We start from the raw sequence: 17,621 nt of genomic DNA, 5'->3' as shown, positions 1-17,621 counted from the left end.
CCCAATGTCGGTAGCAACATTGCTACCCGGTGGGCTTCCAGCCTGGCCTGGCTAAAAATGCGCCTTTATCAGTAAGTTTACATTTGATTCATTTGTTCTAAACGCCGGACTGTCGGCAATGCCGTATTTATTGCGCCAGTACACATACTCGACGCCAACATAGAGTTTGCTTTTTAAATTAAACACCGGATGCAGCGCCCATTTCAACTGTGACGTCATATTCATACTGGCGCTTTGATCTGTCGTGGCACTGCTCCAGTCTAAAAAGCCATCGTACAAAAACTGCTGCTTGCCCAGTGTAAACGGCACGGCCCAGGTGGTAGTAAGCTGCCAGTTATCGGCTACTCCGTCGTTATTGCGCCGGTAAAAGTTTAAATTCAGATAGTTAAAACCCGGTATGGCTAAATCGGTTGCTATGCCATATAAAAAGTTGGTTTGCAGCGACGACATTTCCACGGTGCTGGTAAAGAGTACATCTTTTATCACGCCATACTGCAGCGGCGTGCCCGACAGCTTACTAAAGCTTAAGCGGGGTGACCATTCGGCATAATTGCTGCGGCTGCCATTGTCGCCACGCAGATGATCGAGAAACAGAAAACTGTCGCCCCAGCTGGTGCCAGCTGCATGCTCAAAAGTCAGTACTTGCTTGTCCGGGCCATCTACCCGGTAATTGCTGCCGTTTAAATAACTGACACTAAAATCCTGCCATAACACCTCTGCCCGCAGTGGCAAACCGCCCAGGGCGAGCATCAGCAACACAACTGCGTTAACTATTTTCATCCGCTTATACCTTAAACTGAGTGACCAAAGTACGTAACTGTTCTGCCCGCTGTTGTAGCAGACTAATAGCTTGCAGCTGCTGTTCGGCATTATGGTGGATACTGGCGGCACTGTCAGAAATTAAGTGCGCCGACTGATTAATGTGCTCTACCACTGTGCCTTGCTCTTCAGTAGCGGCCGCCACCTGATGGTTGCCGGCACTGATGGCTTCAAATTTTTGTTTAATGTTTAGAAGCGCTGCCGCCGATTGCCCGGTGCGCTCGGCCACCTGTTGGCTACTGGCTGTACCTTGCTGAATAGCGTTAGTGGATTGCTGCGCGGTTTGCTGCAATTGCGTGATCTGATCGCGAATTTCCAGCGTCGACTCCTGAGTGCGTTTCGCCAGATTGCGCACTTCGTCGGCCACTACAGCAAAACCCCGGCCCTGTTCACCGGCGCGGGCGGCTTCAATAGCAGCGTTCAGAGCCAGCAAATTGGTTTGCTCCGAGATAGCGTTAATTACCTCCACCACCGAATTAATAGCGGCGGCCTGGTTGGCAAAGTCAGCAATAGTGCTTTCTATTTCGCCCATTACACCGTTCAGCTGCTGCATGGTACTGGCGGTTAGCGCCATACTGTCGTTGGTGCTGTGGGTGTCATGCACTGCAGCTTCAGTGTCGCTGGCAGTGCGATGCGCTATGCCCGACACTTCGGCAATGGTCTGGCCCATTTGGGTTATGGCAGTGGCAACCTGATCGGTTTGCGCCCGTTGTAATTCAGTTGAACTAAAGGTGTCATTGGCCAGCTGCGCCAGTTGTTCAATACCCGCTTTGATGGCCGTTTCGGTGTGCTGGATCTCGGCTACCAACTCGCGGATTTTAGCAATAATGGCGTTAAAGCCTTTCGCCAGATGGCCCAGCTCGTTGTCATGGCTGTCGTCCAGCCGCTTGGTAAGATCGCCGCCGTCACCCGACATTTGCAACAGGTTGTCGCCAACCTGACGGATAGAATTGCTCAGCGAATTAGCAAACAGCACCGTTAAGGCAATAAATACTGCCGCCAGCACTATACTGGCGATCACCGAAAAGGAAATAACCTGGTTGATATCATTGCTAATTTCAGCCGATGGTAACACCGCCACCAGCTTTAAGCCGGTATCGCGGATATCCTGCACCCCAATATAAACCTGTTCATTTTTCAGCTCAGTCTGCTGCAGGCTAAAACCGGTGCTGTGCTGCTTAATTTGCTGCGCCACCGCCTGATACTGCGGCAGTTGCTGAATATTCTGCCGTGCCAGCGTCAAATCGCGATGCACCACGACCATACCATTGCCGTCGACCAAAAATAAAAAGCCGTTTTGTCCCAGTTTATAACCTGACACCAGGCTGGCAATAGCCGACACGTCATACCCCAGCCCCGCCACAGCAGCACGCTTACCATCCACCGTCACTGCGGCATTAACAAACAAGGTTAGTTTGCCACTGCGCTCGTCTGCGTCGATCGCCAGCTCGCGTGTGGCATTGCCGTTTAAAAAACTGAAAAACCAGCTGTCACGTGGCTCACTGGCTGATATCGTTTTAAACACGCCGCCTTCGGTATAGTAGGTTTTGCTGTAATCCGACACCCAAAACAAGGTTGCCGCACCGGCATCCTGTTGTTGCTGTTTAAAATAGGCCAGCACGTCGGCATGGTTTGCAGCGCTGGTTTCGCCTTGTTTCATCCAGTTGTGCAGCAAGCTGTTGCTTGCCAGGTTTTCAGACAACGTAATGGGGTACATTAGCTCAGAGCGCACTTGCTCACTGATGCGGCCGACACTATTGGGTAAAAACTCCTGTTCCGTTTGCACATAATACAAACCGGAAAACTGATTGATATTGATTAACGTGGAAACCAATGTCAGCAAGGCCAACGCTAAACCCACAAAGGCAATAAAGATGGTGCGCAGCTTAAATTTTTGCATATCGGCTCCGTTATATGCAGGCAGGAACTCTGGGTTAAAACAGTAAAGCGACGTTAACCGCTAAAGACTTAAACTTAGACTGTAAAAATAAGCATAGCAGCCAAAACCAATAAAGCTTTGAAATATAACTAACAAAAATAAGGCACTAAAGGTTAATAGTGATACCCGAAGCAGAAAATAGCTTGCATAAAGTTGCAAGGTTATCTAAGATGCGCGCCGTCTTACCAAGCGTATTCACGCGAACGACTCTGCCCGGGTGGTGAAATCGGTAGACACAAGGGATTTAAAATCCCTCGCTCGAAAGGGCGTGCCGGTTCAAGTCCGGCCCCGGGCACCATTTAATACTTTCTAGAATAAACTTAGCTACCTAACTTAGTTGGTTGTAATGTAAGCCTAATCTAAATGTCTTCGGCTTGGTACAACTGTTCGTAGAACTAGTTCGCCACACATAAAGCATGGTTATCGTCATTAGCTTTTGGATTAGACAGCAGGCAGTGTGCTGCTTTTACCAATCGCCAACCCTTTTGACCCGGCTCTAATTGCTTATTCATAAAGCTCTTCGAATCTTCAGATAACCACCATCCTAGCGGCACCTTATGCTCATTCTCTTCATCCGGTGGCAAGCTAAAAACCAAACTGTCATATAACACTGCTTTACCAATGTGTTGCTGCAGCATAGGGTTGTCACCTGCACTTTGAGCCTGATGATTCAATATCAGCGCCAGATTGCGCACACTATTACCACTACGGTTGCTAACCAATCCCTGGATGGGATTGGTAATTTCGTTTAGCGACCAGCTAGAACTACTTTTATATGGTTCCGACCTATTGATGTCATACATCGACTCTGTAATTTGTTGATCGTTTGCAATCACTAACAAAATCGGAACCAACTGTCGCTGGGAATGCTGCAGTTTGTTGTTTCGTTGCAGATAACGGATCATATCCAGACTTGCCATATTGCCGAAATTTTCTACATAGCCGCCGTCGATAATATGCTGCTTCTCAGACCATGCAGCTCCAGTGCAGGGCTTATCCAGAGTACCAGCTGGAGTGACAAAGGGAAAACGTGCAGCATTAAGCGCCACAGTGCTAAGTCGCATATCGCAATTGAGAAGTGTACCATCGCTGCAATTCATTAGTCGGTAGGCATCATATTTATCAATAAACACCTTTGGTTCAATAGCAAAAGGTGCGCTGATAAGCCTAGCTCCGCTTTCTTGATGAGCTCCCAAGCTTAGAATAATAGGTAACCACCGCTGCCGCTGCTGATAAAAAAGCTGCATCGGCTTCTCCATCTGCGATTGGCCCATAGTTTCAGCGAAACCACGCTGCCATGAGACTTCCAGTACTTCAGCGCGATCAGTTTTTAACTTATCCCAGGCTGAAATAGGCACAAAGCGATACAATAGGTCATTGAATAAAAACGAGGTGGTCACCGGCGATAGATAATCCTTACCTACCGCAGAGGTTAGGCCTTCAATCCCCACAGCTCCATGATCTTGTGCGTCTAGTGATGCAGCATAAAACACATTGCCGACACTGCCTCCCGATACCCCTGCCAGACTAAATACATATCTAGAAAAGCCAGGTATACTTCGCTCCAACTCAGACAAGATTAGTGCAGTCCAGTAAGCAGCACGCAAGCCGCCGCCCTGACTTGCAACAAAAAATACTGGAACCGTCGTTCCCGATTCACGCCCATCGACATTAGAGGGAAGCTGCTCGACGAAAGTCTTCCAGGCTAAGTCGAAATCGGCATAAGCATATTCTTGCTGATCGACCGATACTCGCCGTACATGATGGTTATCAGTGTCGAAAAGTACCGAGATCAACGTAGTGTAAACCAGAATAGACATCATAACAGGATAAGGTGGTCGAAAGCTAAAGCACGTTCCTTGTCTCCCCATCAATCGATTGATGAAAGCGAAACCATAATACACACCTAAGGTCAAGAATAGCAGCACAGAGCCCAGCCCCCAGAATACAACGAAGAAAGCCCCCATACTGCGCCCAAGCATAAAAGGGTCAACAATCGCCAGAACTGTCACCAGCAGATAAGGTAGCAGTGTCAGCCACATCCAAAAGCTTTGACGTGCCATTAGTTCGGTTAATCGTCCTATCGTGCGTTCCCTGCGAACACTCCTCTGCGCCCAAAGCTGCAATCGTTGCAGCAATGCAAAGCGAAAAACCAGGAGTATAAGTACAGCAAGTAATACCAACACGGCTGAAACACTAACAAAGCACAACTGCTTGTAAAGGCCGCTACTTAATACAATCAGCGGAGGCACTGCAGCATATAGCCTGGGTAACCAAGCTGCTACGGTAGCACTAGCTGAAGCTCCAGGCGCTAACGTAGATTTTATGCCCCAACTACTTATCAAAATGTCACTTCGACGTTGACCAGAATAGTGGCGGGCGGTTTCATCAAAAATAAAGCGTGCCGTCCACCAACAAATCAACGATAACCAAAATAGTGACAGGATAAAGCCTACACCGTGCAAGGTTTGACCGGGCTCATTGGCTTGCAGAATAATATCGCCAATCTGATCATTCACAAGCACACAGTATGTTGCCAGCAGCAGTGTAGTGAATGTGAAACTAGTGGCCGATATAGCGCTGAACCATTGATTAAACCTGGAATTACGGGCGGAAGAATTCGCTGCAGTGGATGTTGTCATTGCTTGTTCTCTATACGTTAGGTCTTATGACAGGTCTCACTGCACCAGTCATGAATAACTGTAGCAGAGTGTGGTCAATTGAGATTAACACTCGTCATTTCCCGCATTGGAAACAATAGGCAGATGTTTATTATGGATGGGCAATGTCTAATACAACGAAATGAAACTTTACAACATACTTCTAATATGTCGAGAAAAAACTTGCCGTTTTTTTGTTAGGTATTCTATAAAAATAAGCTATGGCATTTTTTAGTTCTTTAAATTTCTACTTTAGCCATCGCGTCATATGACAAGGAGATCTCATGAGCAATGACATTCCTCTATCTGAAATACTTCAACATATCAGTAATGAACTTAAAAGTGCCCATCTATCTGCTGAAAAGACAGGTGGTGCAACCATGCAGTTTGAAGAGTGCGAAATAGAATTCGCAGTCAAGGCGGAGAAAGATGCAAGCGGCGGTATCAAAGTGTGGATTCTTAACCTAAGCGGTGGAGAAAAAAAAACCGATGCCAACACGATAAAGGTCAAATTTAAAAAAATTGAAGGGATTGCTTTACAAGCCCCGTCAATAAATTTAAATGAAGCCGCACCCAAAATAAAACGCAAAAAGAAATAGGAAAAACTATGGCTGTTCACCCTGGTTCGATATGGCTTGAGCAAAATTGGTTCCCACATACTCTACCTGAAGGGGACTGGGTTGCTGCTTCAGCAACCGGCATGATTGAACACTCTCCCGACTTGGATCACTTATACAGTATCATTCGTTCAATTGGTATTCACTTTGATGATGTAGCCATTGCGTACGTGTGGTTTGGGGGGATTCAATGAAAATTATGACCTTCTATAATCAGGCATTATTTCATAGAGACAATAGACCTTATGCAGACGTAAAGTTGATTACGAATACTTCTAACCATACTACAAAATGTTTGGTAGATACTGGCGCAGATTACCTTCAACTCCCCAATAGTGTTGCTGCACAAGCCGGATTATCATTAGCTTCGGCTACTGTAAAACATGTTAAAAACGCAACAGGTGGAACAACGCCCTATCATTTCCTTACCAAGGTAGACGTAGAAATTGAGGGGATTTTAATCACGACAGACATAATGTTTGGCCCAGCAAATTGTTTGTGCCTGGCTGGACGTACGTGTTTGCTTACTGCATTTGACGTGGGGTTTGATAACAAAAGTTGGCATCGGGATTGAACGTTGTTTTGTCCCTCAACAGACTAAGCAACAGATGCTAGCGGATAATTTTTAGAACTCACAAGTATGTAGTATCTTCAGCTCCAAACATTTTGAACCGTATTATGCAACGATTAATACGTTTGAATTGTTTTAGTCATAGTTACTTATGAGCGAACATGTTCATGTGCACACTTTGTGTAACGTTGAGGTTGGAAATCGCTGATATTATCTTTAATCACGAACGAAACTTGGGAAGAAAACCCTCGCACGAGGGATTTCGCATGAAGTTTGTAAGCGTTTTAAAATCCCTCGCTCGAAAGGGCGTGCCGGTTCAAGTCCGGCCCCGGGCACCATTTACTAATCCAGCTTCCGCTTTTCACAGCTTTTAGCTCACTGACATCAATATAAACAACAGCCACAGCAGATCCTGCCGTTTTCTAACTTGCTCTCAGCCTTGCCACTTCAATGCGTTAAAAATCAGGCTTTAGGCTGCCAGACAGCTATTCATCCCTTACATTCAAGTTATTGTATTTTAAAGCAGATCAAGCTAAGGTGCTGCCGGTTTATATTTTGTAGTAAAAGAAGCATTAAGTGAAAATACTCGTTAAATTTTTAATCGGCTTGCTGGCGGTGTCGCTGGTACTTGTTATTACCATTCTGGCCAATGCTACTGTCGAGCTAACCAGCGGCGGCGTTTACAAAAGAATTCATCTGCCTGTTGGTGTGGGCAATGTAAAGTGGAACGCCAGTGGCAGTTTACTTGCCAGTTCGCCCAAGCTTAGCGGTGTGCAGGGCCCGGTGATTAGCCACACCAATGACAGCCTGCAACTGCAAGCCTGGTGTTACGACCAGATTATTACTCAGACGTTGCCGCTTGATAGCCCAGAGGCAGCATTAGAGTGCCAGGGCCAGCTGCACGCTTATCCGCTACAGACACAACCTTTTAGCATAACTGCCGATGTGCCACAGGCTGAGCAAATTGCAGTGATCAGCGATCTGGAAGGCAATATCGCCTTTTTTGAACATTGGGCCCGCCGCAGTGGCGTGACGAATGCTGCAGGCCAGTGGGCGTTCGGTAACGGCCAGGTCATTATCCTCGGTGATGCAGTAGACCGCGGCCGTCAGGTGTATGATTTACTCTGGCGTTTGTATCAGCTGGCACAGCAAGCTCAACAAGCCGGCGGCCAGTTATTGCTGTTGCATGGCAACCACGAGCAATATGTGCTGCGCGGCCTGGTCGACAGAGTTGAAACCGAACATTTCTGGGCGATAGAGCAACTATTGCCGTATGAACAAAGTTTTGCCGCCAATACTGTGCTCGGCAGTTGGTTACGGCAGCAACCCATCATCGCCCGTATTGGCGGCTATTTGTTTACCCACGGTGGTGTTAGCCCGCAGGTGCTGGCCAGTGGTTTAAACCTGCAGCAGCTCAATCAGCGCTACAGCGCGACGTTAACCATGGAAGATGCCGCCATTGCTGCGGACGATTATCAGCTGTTTTATGGCCCGGACGGCCTAAGCCAATACCGGAAATTGCTCAGTGACGATACCAGCCAGCAAGCTGCCAACGAGCAGCACCTGCAGCAGCTGCTCAGTCACTTTGCGGTGAAATCACTGGTGATTGGCCATACTCCGGCAGTACAGCCGCAGCAGAAATACCACGGTAAGCTGATTGCCATTGAGGCAGAGCAAACCGACATGGCCCTACTTATACGCCACGACACAGCAGGTTTTATCCAACTGGGCATGATGAAAAACCGCTTTCGCGAGCAAAACGCTCAATATAGAGACTTTGAGCTATTCAGTGCAGCCGACTGGCAAGCCCTGACGGCAGATAAAAGCCATTTGGCCGCGCTGAATCAGGCCAAAGCTTTTTTTAACCGGCAGAAAAATCCGGCCAGCGGCAGCTGAAGATTCTGCTAACAGTGGCCTGAATTGCGATACACTTAACAGCTTATGATTGTAAAGGAGTCGCTATGCCACGTTATTCTGCAGAATTTATCAAAGAGATGCCCAAGTCAGATTTACACCTGCATTTAGATGGCAGTTTGCGCCTTAGTAGCTTAATTGAAATGGCCAAACGCACCGGTACCAAACTGCCATCAGATAGCGTCGCCGGTTTAAAGCAATTGGTATTTAAAGAAAAATACAACAACCTGGGCGAATACCTGCACTGCTTTCAGTACACCTGTGCTGTACTGCGCGATATGGAAAACCTGCAGCGGGCGGCTTATGAGCTGGCCATAGATAACCAGCTGGAAGGGGTAAACTATATTGAAGTGCGTTTTGCTCCGCAGTTGCTAATTGACCTGCCCAACGGCATTGATTTTGACCGGGTAATGCATGCGGTAAACAATGGTTTAAAGCAGGCCATGACCGAATATAACCACAGTGAAGCCGTGCTTAGCGGCGCTAAGCCTCCTTTTGCTTACGGCATCATTAACTGTGCAATGCGCATGTTTGGCGACAAAGGCTTTTCGCCTTATTACACTAACTTGTTTCAGTTGATGCGCGACTTTGCGCCGATGGATGTGATAAAGCTGGCAGCGATGGAACTGGTTCGGGCCAGTGTGCGGCTGCGTGACGAAGAGGGCATCCCCATTGTCGGCCTGGATCTGGCTGGCCAGGAGTCTGGTTATCCGGCCAGTAAATTTAAAGAAGTGTACGAGTACGCCCATCAGCATTTTTTACTAAAAACCCTGCATGCCGGCGAAGCTTACGGTGCTGAAAGTGTGTTTGAAGCCATTACCGAATGCTATGCCGATCGTATTGGCCATGGCTATTCGATGTTTATTCCTGAAATGATTTCGCATCCGGATATCAGCGACAAAGCCGCCTATATCCGCAATCTGGCATCCTATATTGCCGATAAACGTATCGCGATAGAAGTGTGTTTAACCAGCAACCTGCAAACTAACCCGGCTATCAGCGACATTAAACAGCATAAGTTTAAAGATATGCTGGAAAACCGTATTGCCACGGTTATTTGTACCGACAATCGCCTGGTATCTAACACGACGGTAAGCAAAGAATACCAACTGGCACTGGATAACTTTGATATACCACTGAAGCGGTTAAAAGATATGGTGGCCTATGGTTTTAAAAAGAGCTTTTTCCCCGGCACTTATGTCGAAAAACGTGAATACGCCAAGCACTGCCTGGAATATTTTGACCGCGTGGCGCAGCGCTACGGTTTTATTTAATAAATTCAACATGTTAAACACTGTGTCGCCAAACACCTACAGTTTAACTATCTGATTTATATCAATTAAATTTTTTAGCCGCGTTTACTGTCGCCAAACAGCGACAGCGAACCGGCTTTACGCCGCCTAGTTCGCCACACGCAAAACATAACCTATTGTTATTGCTCGATATAAAAATAGTTTTTCAGCTTGGCACAACCCTTGTATTAGTTAACGCAAGCGACGCGACAGGAGAATGTCGCAAGTGCAAAAAGCGACACTAAGCAACATGCCTTTGCCACATTCTCCTTCACCAGCGTTATATCGCAGCCAGAAGTAAGTGCTGCACTGTGCGGAGGTGGTTATGGACCTATTTTTAGTAGCTATTGTGTTGTTTTTACTAATTAATATTGCTGTAGCTGTAGCAATGCTGCGCCGGGTTAATTTGCACAACGACAGCGTATTGGCCTGGGAGCAACAACAAACTACAGCACTGCGTAACAGCCCGGTAGTGGCGTTACCAACTGCATCATTCGACACGGTCAGGCTGCCAGAAGCCGCCTGAGCCAGACGATCCCATGAGTTCAGCGCTCGCGCTGAATTTTTGCAAGGCCAGCACCCCACTGGCCTTTTTTTTTTGCCGCTAAAATAAGGTATGCTTAGCCTTCGGCGGCTAACAGCAGAGTAATATGCGCTTTTCACTTCAAACGGCCTCACTGCGCCAACTGGTACTGTTAAGCTTTTTTCTGGCGCTGATCCCGCTGGCGGTTTTGCTATGGCAAAGCCATAAAGCGCTGACCGGCTTAAGCCAGCATGCTGTAGAAGAAGCTGAAGCCTCAGTAGCCAGTGTGCGCCGGGCGGAAAATATGCAAAACCTGGTAGTCGATATTGAACGGGCCGTGCGCCAGCATGCGGTGGTAAAAACCGATGCTTTAGCACGTGTCGCCCGCACCTATCTGGATAATTATCGCAGCGTGCTGAGCGAAGTCTGCCATAACGTTGGCCAGCCGCAACTGTGTCAGCAACAACAGTATCAACTGCAACTGCTGCTGGACAACTTTAGCGGCTTAAGCAGCAGCGAACTGGAGCCACTGGTGCAGCAGTTTCGGCTGCAACAGCAACAACTGACCCAGAAAATATGGCTGCTGCTGGAACAAAATTTACAACAACAGCAACAATACGCCGAGCAAAGCCAGCAACAACTGGCATGGCAAACTGTCGCGCTGGTGCTGTTAACCCTGCTGCTGGTTATGTGGGCTTCAGGCCGGATTGCCGCACCGGTGCGCAAGCTGGATAAAATGATCCGCGCCATTGGTCAGCAACATCAGTTTCCGGATGAAAAGCTGACCGGCCCACGCGAGCTGACCGAATTGGGCGAACAATTGCGTTGGCTGAGTTCGCGCTTACAACAACTGGAAGCGCTGCGGCTTATCTTATTACGCCATGCCTCGCATGAATTAAAAACACCGCTGTCCAGTATCCGTGAAGGCTGTGCTTTGCTGAGTGAACAGCTGCTGGGGCCTTTAAATGCCCGCCAGCTTGAAGTGGTAGGTTTGTTAAACGGCAGTGCCAACCGCTTAAGTGTACTCACCGAACAATTACTGGATTACAACCGCTTGTTACAACAAGCAAAACCCGAACCCGAATGGCACTCACCGCAACAACTGTTTAGTGAATGTTTTAATGATCATGCGTTGTCATTGCAGCAACGCGGTCAGCAAGTAGAGCTAAGCTGTGAACTGACAGCCATTTATACTGACAGCACCCTGTTTCGTCGCATTCTCGACAACCTGATCAATAATGCTCAGGCATACGGCAGCCAGGACAGCCCGGTATGGGTAAAACTGTACCAGCGGGAGCATCAGTTGCTACTGGACGTTGCCAATAACGGCAACCCAATACCCACAGCGCTGCGGGAAAAACTGTTTGAACCCTTTCAACGCGGCACAACGCCGCGCTTCGATTCAGTACAGGGCTCTGGCCTTGGGCTGTCAATCGTGGCAGACTGCGCCCGCTTGCTGGGCGGCCATGCCGATATTGTTGATGTAATATACGCCGATGTCTGTATTCGGGTACGGCTGCCACTGCTGGAGGAAAAACCCGTATGAGAACCTGTATCCACCTGAGCGTATTATTACTGTTGTCAGGCTGCCAGACCTTGCAGACACCGGTAGTGCAACCCGTTGCGGTCAGCACCGAAAGCGTGACTGAAACGGTTGAACCGGTACCAGAACCGGCACCGGTCGAAACCACACTGGCAATCAGTGACGACAGTAACAATTTAAAAGCCTGGGTGCAGTACCGTTCATCTATTTTGCCACGGCTGAACGATGAGCGTGAACTGTTAGCGGCTGAAAACAGCAACGATGCCATCTGGCAATTAAAACGCACTATATTGCAACTGCACCCGGACACGCCTTATCTGAGCCGCCTGCGGGTACAGATGCAACTGTCAGAACAACTGCAGTTACTGCCGGCCCCGCTGGCCCAGCTGTTAAGCTGGGATTTAGCCTTTAACCAAAAACTGCTGGAAGCCGAATCAGCGGTCAGTGCGCTAACCCGGCTCAATGCCCAGCAACATGACAACATTGAACGCTTACAAAAGACTAACCGCGAGCTGCAAAAAAAGATTGATGCGCTAACGCAGATTGAAGCGCAGCTGAATCAGCCTGCGGTACTGCCGGAGAACAATAATGGCCGCTAACACGCCGCGTTTATTATTGGTAGACGACGATCCCAGCCTGTTGCGTTTATTAACGCTGCGCCTGGAAGGCGAAGGCTATCAGGTAATCAGTGCCGACAGTGCTGAAGCCGCCCTGCCATTGCTGACCAAAAACAGCGTTGATGTGGTGCTTAGCGATTTACGCATGCCCGGCCTGGATGGCATGAGCCTGTTTGATGAAGTTGCCAAACGCTACCCCGGCCTGCCGGTGGTGCTGATGACAGCCCACGGCTCTATACCTGAAGCAGTCGCCGCTACCCAGCGCGGTGTGTTTGGTTTTTTAACCAAGCCGCTGAATAATACCGAGCTGCGCGATATTTTGCAGCGCGCCGTTTGTCAGTCGGTACCAGAGCAAGCCAGCTGGCGTGAAGACATCATTACCCGTTCAGCCAGAATGACAGAGCTGCTGGAACAAAGCTACCGGGTAGCGCAGCGCGACGTCAGCATCCTGATCACCGGCGCCAGCGGCACCGGCAAAGAGTTACTGGCCAGGGCAATTCATAAAGCCAGCCCACGCTCGGCTAAACCCTTTGTTGCCATTAACTGTGGTGCCTTACCCGAGCATTTACTGGAGTCGGAATTATTCGGCCACAGCAAAGGCGCTTTTACCGGTGCCGTCGCCGAGCACAACGGCTTATTCCGCGAAGCCGACGGCGGTACGTTATTTCTGGACGAAATTGGTGATATGCCCGTATCGCTGCAGGTAAAACTGTTGCGCGCATTGCAAGAGCGGCAAATCCGCCCGGTCGGCAGTGCAAAAAGCATCGCGATTAATGTGCGGGTGCTGTCGGCTACCCACCGCGATTTGCAACAAGCGATGCAGGATGGCAGCTTCCGCGAAGACTTGTACTACCGGCTCAATGTAGTAAACCTGCAATTGCCTAATCTGGAGCAAAGGCCGGAAGATATACCATTGCTGGCACGCCATGTGCTGGCACAAAGTGCCCAGCGGCATCAGGTGGATGTAAACCGTTTTTCTGATGATGCCATGCAACTGCTGGCGACGGCGAAATGGCCGGGCAACGTGCGCCAGCTGGTTAACGTGATAGAACAATGTGTCGCCCTGACCCACAGTCCGGTAATAGGCGCTGCCCAGGTTGAGCAGGCTTTATCTCAAGATAGCCGCTATTGGCCCAGCCTGACTGAAGCCCGCGATCAATTTGAGCGTCAGTATCTTATCCGGGTGCTGCAAATGACTGAGGGTAATGTCACCCGCGCCGCCGAACTGGCAGGGCGCAACCGCACTGATTTTTATAAACTGCTAAAGAAACATGAACTTACTGCTGCCCAGGTAACAGAGCAGCAGGATGAACAGGATTAAACCATGACAACGACGCCACCCGATGCTTATCTGGCCGACGATGCCGAAAACCCCGAGCTGATTAAAGCGAAAATAGTCAGCGAAACCGCGCGGATAAACTGGCTGGAACTGCAAAAATACTATGCCGCCGGCACGGTAATAACCGTTGAGCCGCAACTGGATTTAATAGATGTCGCCTTTGCTTTTAGCCGTGACGACAAAGCTGCGGTAGCCCAGTGGCTGACAGAAGGTACTGTAGGCCGCACCAGTGAGCAGCAGGCACAACAATGGTATCAACAAAAAACTGAATTGTGGGCGGTGGTAATTTCGCCCTGGGTGTTGGTGCAGCATAAGCCTTTAACTAGGCAGTTAAATTAAGCGGTTAACAACGCCGGCTATATAAACTGCCGGCGCTTTAATCACGTCAGATTAAGCCAAGATCCAGCGCTTTTAGCACTGCGCGGGTTCTGTCCCGCACGTCCAGTTTTGCCAGCACCGCCGACACTTGATTACGAATAGTGCCAACCGATTTGTACAGTGCGCCGGCAATTTCATGATTGGAATAGCCGGCTGCAACCAGTCTTAACACCTGCAGTTCGATATCGGTTAGTTGTTCCAGTAACACGACAGGTTCGGCTTTACTGTCACGTGCTTTCTCCACCCGGCAGGTTACCGCCGGCTGCAACCAGCTTTTGCCCTGCGCCATATTCAGGATAGCGTTGGTTAACACCTCAAAACTGACATCTTTACGCAAATAACCACGAGCGCCCAGTTTAATGCAGTCTAACACCAGCTCATGATCGTCGAAGGTGGTTAGGATAAGTACCGGCACTTCAATGCCGGCTTGTCCGAACTGCTGCAATACCTCCAAGCCGGTTACCTTTGGCATACGAATATCCAATAGCAACACATCAGGTTGGTGCCGGCGAACCAGTGTTTCGGCTTCACTGCCGTCAGCTGCTTCAGCCACTACAGTAAAACCTGGTTTAAGCTGCAGCAGGCTTTTAATACCTTCACGCACCAGATTCTGATCATCTATCAATACTATACTGACATTCATTTTTAACTATCCGGTATGCTGGCAATCAAACGAAAGCCGGCTCTGTCATTAGTAAACTTAAGGTCACCGTCAAGGTTACTCAGGCGCTCACGCATACCGGTTAAACCGTGGCCGGGTATTGCCGCCTTGTTATTGCTGCCGTTATCTGTAACCTGCAACGTTATCTGCCCGTCTGTTTTGTGCAAATGCAGCTGACACTGGCTGGCGTTACTGTGTTTCAAAACATTGGTAATGGCTTCCTGTGCACAACGAAACAATGCCTCCGCTACTCTGGCATCGGTAATAACCAGCTCGTCTGCCACCGTCAGCCGGATATCCAGGCTATGCAAATCTTGAGTAAGCGTTTGAATTGCAGAGATAATATCTAAAGGATTACTGTGTCGGATGTCAGCTACCGCAGCACGCACGTCTGACAGTAGTAATCTTGCCAGCTCCTGCGCCCGCTGGATATGCAGCTGGGCACCGTCGCGACTTATCTGGTTGGCCACTTCTAACTGAATACTGAGCGCCGTTAAATGATGCCCCAATACATCATGCAGATCCCTGGCTATGCGCAACCTTTCATCCCGCCGCGTTGTGCTGGACAGCAGGTTTTGCGTCGCCCGTAGTTCGCGCAGTAAATGGGCATTGGTTTCCTTAGCTTTGCGCTCGACCTCCAGCCGGCTGGATACCAGCAAGGCAAACAGGTTTAGCGTGATAAACAGCGCCGTATTCACCAGGCCATACTGCAGCGGCGACAATAAAAAGTTAACCACGGGTATAAAAATACAAATCAACACACAAAGCGGCGGTTTAAATAATTCGCCCAAATGCGCCACCAGCATAATACCCAATACCAACATCAGGCCATTGGGAAACAGCCACATCAACACCAGCAAACAGACAAATTGTAAAAAGGGTCCGCACCAGATATAGCCCCGGCCCAGCAGGCGCCATAAGTATCCTGCCAGAAAGCCAGCCAGCAGCATACTCACCAGAACCACCGACGCTGGCCCGACATCAAGCCGGTGCTGAAAGTTGGTATCGCCGGATTGCCAGTAAAATAGCGATATAAAACTGACAAAGCCCCAGGTCAGAATACCTAACCCCAACTCAAACACTTTGTTTTTTAATCGGTTAACTCGTTTCATCTTCTTAGTATCGCACGGTAGCCAATGGTGCCGCATAGGGCAAAAGTCATGATAATTGCCACATAAGCTTTAGCGTGACATTTGACACATGCCAGCCCCGCCTGGCAACGCTAGCCTGAACACTCTGTTATCAAGGAGCGTCAGCTATGAAAAAAGCGTTAATGTGGCTAAATGTGTTGTTATACCTGCTGTGCATGGCTCAGGTAAAGGCCGATGACTGGTCTTTATCGGTAGGCGGCGGTGCCGTTGTTTTTGACACGCCGTGGAAAAAAATGCCGCTGCAATATGCGGTTTTGCCTTATATCGATGCCGAGTATGGCCGCTGGCGTTTTGGCGTCAACAGCGGCATAGTGCAATACCGCTTAACGCCGAAAAACTGGCAGTTGCTGGTGTCTGCCGGGCTGGACTACCGCGACGAAGGCTATGACAACCTGTTTAGTTTTAACAACGAGTTATCAGATGATCCGGTGTTCACCGGCTATAGAGCACCCGATTCTGAAATTACCGCCCGGCTCAATGTTAACTGGCAGCATTTTAGCGGCTCAGTACAACAGGATATTTCCGCCAAGTCTGAAGGGGCTACTGCCAGCATCAGCTACCTGTATCCGCTGTGGCACAGCGGCCGTGGCGTTCAGCTACGTATAGGTGGCGGCATTCAGTGGTTAAGCGGTAAATATGCCGACACCCTGTACGGTATCCAACCGCATAATGTTAACCCTGCCGTCGGGCGCATCGCCTATCAGGCTGATGCGGCTAGCAACTATCAGGCAGCTATCCAACTTATCTATCCCTTTACCCAGCGCTGGGTGCTGAACGCCCAGCTTATGCATACCCGGCTGGATGACAGCATCCGGCACAGCCCCCTGGTCGATGCGTCATCTACCACACAATTTATGCTGTTTATTAGCTACAGGAAATTCTAGATATGCGAACGTTAATACTGGCAGCGGCTGTGCTAACGCTTTGCGCCTGCTCACAAGAAGATGTGGAAACGGCAAATTTTGGCAGCGACTATTACAAAGCAGAGTATCAATTAAGTAATGCCACCACGCTGGAACTGGATTTTTATATGGCCAATGCGGAACTGAATGGCGAAAAACGCAAGCCATACCAGGACAAATATAAGGTTGCCCACCTGGCGCAGCAGCAAGACAGCACACTTATTAGCCATGAACATAATAGCGGCCGGCAGGTGAGCTTTTATGTGCATGCACCTTACAGTGGCAAAGGCAGTTACAGCCAAACTTATAAGGTGAAACGGAAACATCGTTATCACTGGCTAGCCTGGATGTCTGGCGAAGCATTGACGCATAGCCTGATAGAACAACGCACGTCGAATCAGCCTGGCGTGATCCGCATCCGGCTATTTGCTACAGCGGCATCACTGGAGGCGCGGCAGCAGGCGCAGACGGTCCGTTTGCAGCTTGGTACTGTATCCGACTACCTGTCGGTAACCCAATGTGACGGTGGTTTACGCGTTAATGAACAGGCCATCGACTTGTGTGATGCCTCTTTCGGCTACAGCTATTTACTGGTTGTCGGTAGCCATGGCCGCATTGCATTAATACCGCAATAGGCAGGGCTTAACGGTTTATATCCGCTAAGCCAGCTACGATAAAGCTTTGACAGCAAGCCA

At 49.1% G+C, this 17,621-nt stretch carries 16 protein-coding genes and 1 tRNA gene; 12 read left to right on the top strand and 5 right to left on the bottom strand.

Annotated elements, in window-relative coordinates; all coding sequences use genetic code 11:
• Positions 1–51: 51 nt before the first annotated feature.
• Both MN202_RS14065 and MN202_RS14060 read right to left on the bottom strand, forming a co-directional pair.
• Positions 52–780, bottom strand: coding sequence for an outer membrane protein OmpK (locus MN202_RS14065; RefSeq protein WP_335736765.1), 729 nt, complete (start codon positions 778–780; stop codon positions 52–54).
• 4 nt (positions 781–784) lie between these two features.
• The gene (locus tag MN202_RS14060) at positions 785–2,719 is read right to left on the bottom strand and encodes a methyl-accepting chemotaxis protein (RefSeq protein ID WP_335736764.1); all 1,935 of its coding nucleotides are present in this window, start codon (positions 2,717–2,719) and stop codon (positions 785–787) included.
• A gap of 250 nt (positions 2,720–2,969) precedes the next feature.
• Here MN202_RS14060 and MN202_RS14055 point away from each other — a divergent pair.
• Positions 2,970–3,056, top strand: a tRNA-Leu gene (locus MN202_RS14055).
• A 97-nt stretch (positions 3,057–3,153) separates the two neighbouring features.
• Here MN202_RS14055 and MN202_RS14050 read toward each other — a convergent pair.
• Positions 3,154–5,400, bottom strand: coding sequence for a hypothetical protein (locus MN202_RS14050; protein WP_335736763.1), 2,247 nt, complete (start codon positions 5,398–5,400; stop codon positions 3,154–3,156).
• 302 nt (positions 5,401–5,702) lie between these two features.
• On the opposite strand from MN202_RS14050, the gene MN202_RS14045 reads away from it, so the two are divergent.
• The 9 genes from MN202_RS14045 (at position 5,703) to MN202_RS14005 (ending at position 14,173) form a co-directional block, all read left to right on the top strand.
• On the top strand, positions 5,703–6,017 hold the full coding sequence (locus tag MN202_RS14045) for a trypco2 family protein (protein ID WP_335736762.1): 315 nt from the start codon (positions 5,703–5,705) through the stop codon (positions 6,015–6,017).
• A gap of 208 nt (positions 6,018–6,225) precedes the next feature.
• On the top strand, positions 6,226–6,609 hold the full coding sequence (locus MN202_RS14040; RefSeq protein WP_335736761.1) for an aspartyl protease family protein: 384 nt from the start codon (positions 6,226–6,228) through the stop codon (positions 6,607–6,609).
• Between the two features lie 573 nt (positions 6,610–7,182).
• Complete coding sequence (locus tag MN202_RS14035; RefSeq protein ID WP_335736760.1) at positions 7,183–8,502, top strand: metallophosphoesterase; 1,320 nt, start codon at positions 7,183–7,185, stop codon at positions 8,500–8,502.
• Positions 8,503–8,567: 65 nt separating this feature from the next.
• Positions 8,568–9,794: an adenosine deaminase family protein gene (locus tag MN202_RS14030; protein ID WP_335736759.1), complete on the top strand. Its 1,227-nt coding sequence runs from the start codon at positions 8,568–8,570 to the stop codon at positions 9,792–9,794.
• A 343-nt stretch (positions 9,795–10,137) separates the two neighbouring features.
• Positions 10,138–10,338: a hypothetical protein gene (locus tag MN202_RS14025; protein WP_335736758.1), complete on the top strand. Its 201-nt coding sequence runs from the start codon at positions 10,138–10,140 to the stop codon at positions 10,336–10,338.
• Between the two features lie 124 nt (positions 10,339–10,462).
• A complete protein-coding gene (locus MN202_RS14020; protein WP_335736757.1) occupies positions 10,463–11,881 on the top strand; it encodes a sensor histidine kinase in 1,419 nt (472 codons plus the stop codon).
• Positions 11,878–12,477, top strand: a complete 600-nt coding sequence (locus tag MN202_RS14015; RefSeq protein WP_335736756.1) for a hypothetical protein — start codon at positions 11,878–11,880, stop codon at positions 12,475–12,477. The genes MN202_RS14020 and MN202_RS14015 overlap by 4 nt, the downstream gene beginning before the upstream one ends.
• Positions 12,467–13,816, top strand: a complete 1,350-nt coding sequence (locus MN202_RS14010) for a sigma 54-interacting transcriptional regulator (RefSeq protein ID WP_335736755.1) — start codon at positions 12,467–12,469, stop codon at positions 13,814–13,816. Before MN202_RS14015 ends, MN202_RS14010 begins: the two co-directional genes overlap by 11 nt.
• Before the next feature lie 3 nt (positions 13,817–13,819).
• The gene (locus MN202_RS14005) at positions 13,820–14,173 is read left to right on the top strand and encodes a DUF2288 domain-containing protein (protein ID WP_335736754.1); all 354 of its coding nucleotides are present in this window, start codon (positions 13,820–13,822) and stop codon (positions 14,171–14,173) included.
• 46 nt (positions 14,174–14,219) lie between these two features.
• Here MN202_RS14005 and MN202_RS14000 read toward each other — a convergent pair whose 3' ends face one another.
• Together MN202_RS14000 and MN202_RS13995 are read right to left on the bottom strand one after the other, a co-directional pair.
• Positions 14,220–14,855 carry a response regulator transcription factor gene (locus MN202_RS14000; protein ID WP_335736753.1) on the bottom strand — a complete coding sequence of 212 codons (636 nt, stop codon included), beginning with the start codon at positions 14,853–14,855 and terminating at the stop codon, positions 14,220–14,222.
• A gap of 2 nt (positions 14,856–14,857) precedes the next feature.
• The gene (locus MN202_RS13995; RefSeq protein ID WP_335736752.1) at positions 14,858–15,985 is read right to left on the bottom strand and encodes a sensor histidine kinase; all 1,128 of its coding nucleotides are present in this window, start codon (positions 15,983–15,985) and stop codon (positions 14,858–14,860) included.
• A 146-nt stretch (positions 15,986–16,131) separates the two neighbouring features.
• On the opposite strand from MN202_RS13995, the gene MN202_RS13990 reads away from it, so the two are divergent.
• Together MN202_RS13990 and MN202_RS13985 are read left to right on the top strand one after the other, a co-directional pair.
• Entirely contained in the window at positions 16,132–16,908 is a 777-nt protein-coding gene (locus MN202_RS13990) for a MipA/OmpV family protein (RefSeq protein ID WP_335736751.1), read from the top strand.
• A 2-nt stretch (positions 16,909–16,910) separates the two neighbouring features.
• Complete coding sequence (locus tag MN202_RS13985) at positions 16,911–17,561, top strand: hypothetical protein (protein ID WP_335736750.1); 651 nt, start codon at positions 16,911–16,913, stop codon at positions 17,559–17,561.
• The last annotated feature ends 60 nt before the right edge of the window (positions 17,562–17,621 follow it).

Source organism: Rheinheimera muenzenbergensis, assembly GCF_036984005.1.
Taxonomy (GTDB): domain Bacteria; phylum Pseudomonadota; class Gammaproteobacteria; order Enterobacterales; family Alteromonadaceae; genus Alishewanella; species Alishewanella muenzenbergensis.
This window is presented reverse-complemented; position numbering and strand designations above follow the sequence as displayed.

Coding starts and splice junctions, on each gene's coding strand:
- MN202_RS14005 (WP_335736754.1), top strand. CDS start 13,820: ATGACAACGACGCCACCCGATGCTTATCTGGCCGACGATGCCGAAAAC.
- MN202_RS14050 (WP_335736763.1), bottom strand. CDS start 5,400: ATGACAACATCCACTGCAGCGAATTCTTCCGCCCGTAATTCCAGGTTT.
- MN202_RS14045 (WP_335736762.1), top strand. CDS start 5,703: ATGAGCAATGACATTCCTCTATCTGAAATACTTCAACATATCAGTAAT.
- MN202_RS14065 (WP_335736765.1), bottom strand. CDS start 780: ATGAAAATAGTTAACGCAGTTGTGTTGCTGATGCTCGCCCTGGGCGGT.
- MN202_RS14030 (WP_335736759.1), top strand. CDS start 8,568: ATGCCACGTTATTCTGCAGAATTTATCAAAGAGATGCCCAAGTCAGAT.
- MN202_RS14010 (WP_335736755.1), top strand. CDS start 12,467: ATGGCCGCTAACACGCCGCGTTTATTATTGGTAGACGACGATCCCAGC.
- MN202_RS13985 (WP_335736750.1), top strand. CDS start 16,911: ATGCGAACGTTAATACTGGCAGCGGCTGTGCTAACGCTTTGCGCCTGC.
- MN202_RS14015 (WP_335736756.1), top strand. CDS start 11,878: ATGAGAACCTGTATCCACCTGAGCGTATTATTACTGTTGTCAGGCTGC.
- MN202_RS13995 (WP_335736752.1), bottom strand. CDS start 15,985: ATGAAACGAGTTAACCGATTAAAAAACAAAGTGTTTGAGTTGGGGTTA.
- MN202_RS13990 (WP_335736751.1), top strand. CDS start 16,132: ATGAAAAAAGCGTTAATGTGGCTAAATGTGTTGTTATACCTGCTGTGC.
- MN202_RS14040 (WP_335736761.1), top strand. CDS start 6,226: ATGAAAATTATGACCTTCTATAATCAGGCATTATTTCATAGAGACAAT.
- MN202_RS14000 (WP_335736753.1), bottom strand. CDS start 14,855: ATGAATGTCAGTATAGTATTGATAGATGATCAGAATCTGGTGCGTGAA.
- MN202_RS14020 (WP_335736757.1), top strand. CDS start 10,463: ATGCGCTTTTCACTTCAAACGGCCTCACTGCGCCAACTGGTACTGTTA.
- MN202_RS14025 (WP_335736758.1), top strand. CDS start 10,138: ATGGACCTATTTTTAGTAGCTATTGTGTTGTTTTTACTAATTAATATT.
- MN202_RS14060 (WP_335736764.1), bottom strand. CDS start 2,719: ATGCAAAAATTTAAGCTGCGCACCATCTTTATTGCCTTTGTGGGTTTA.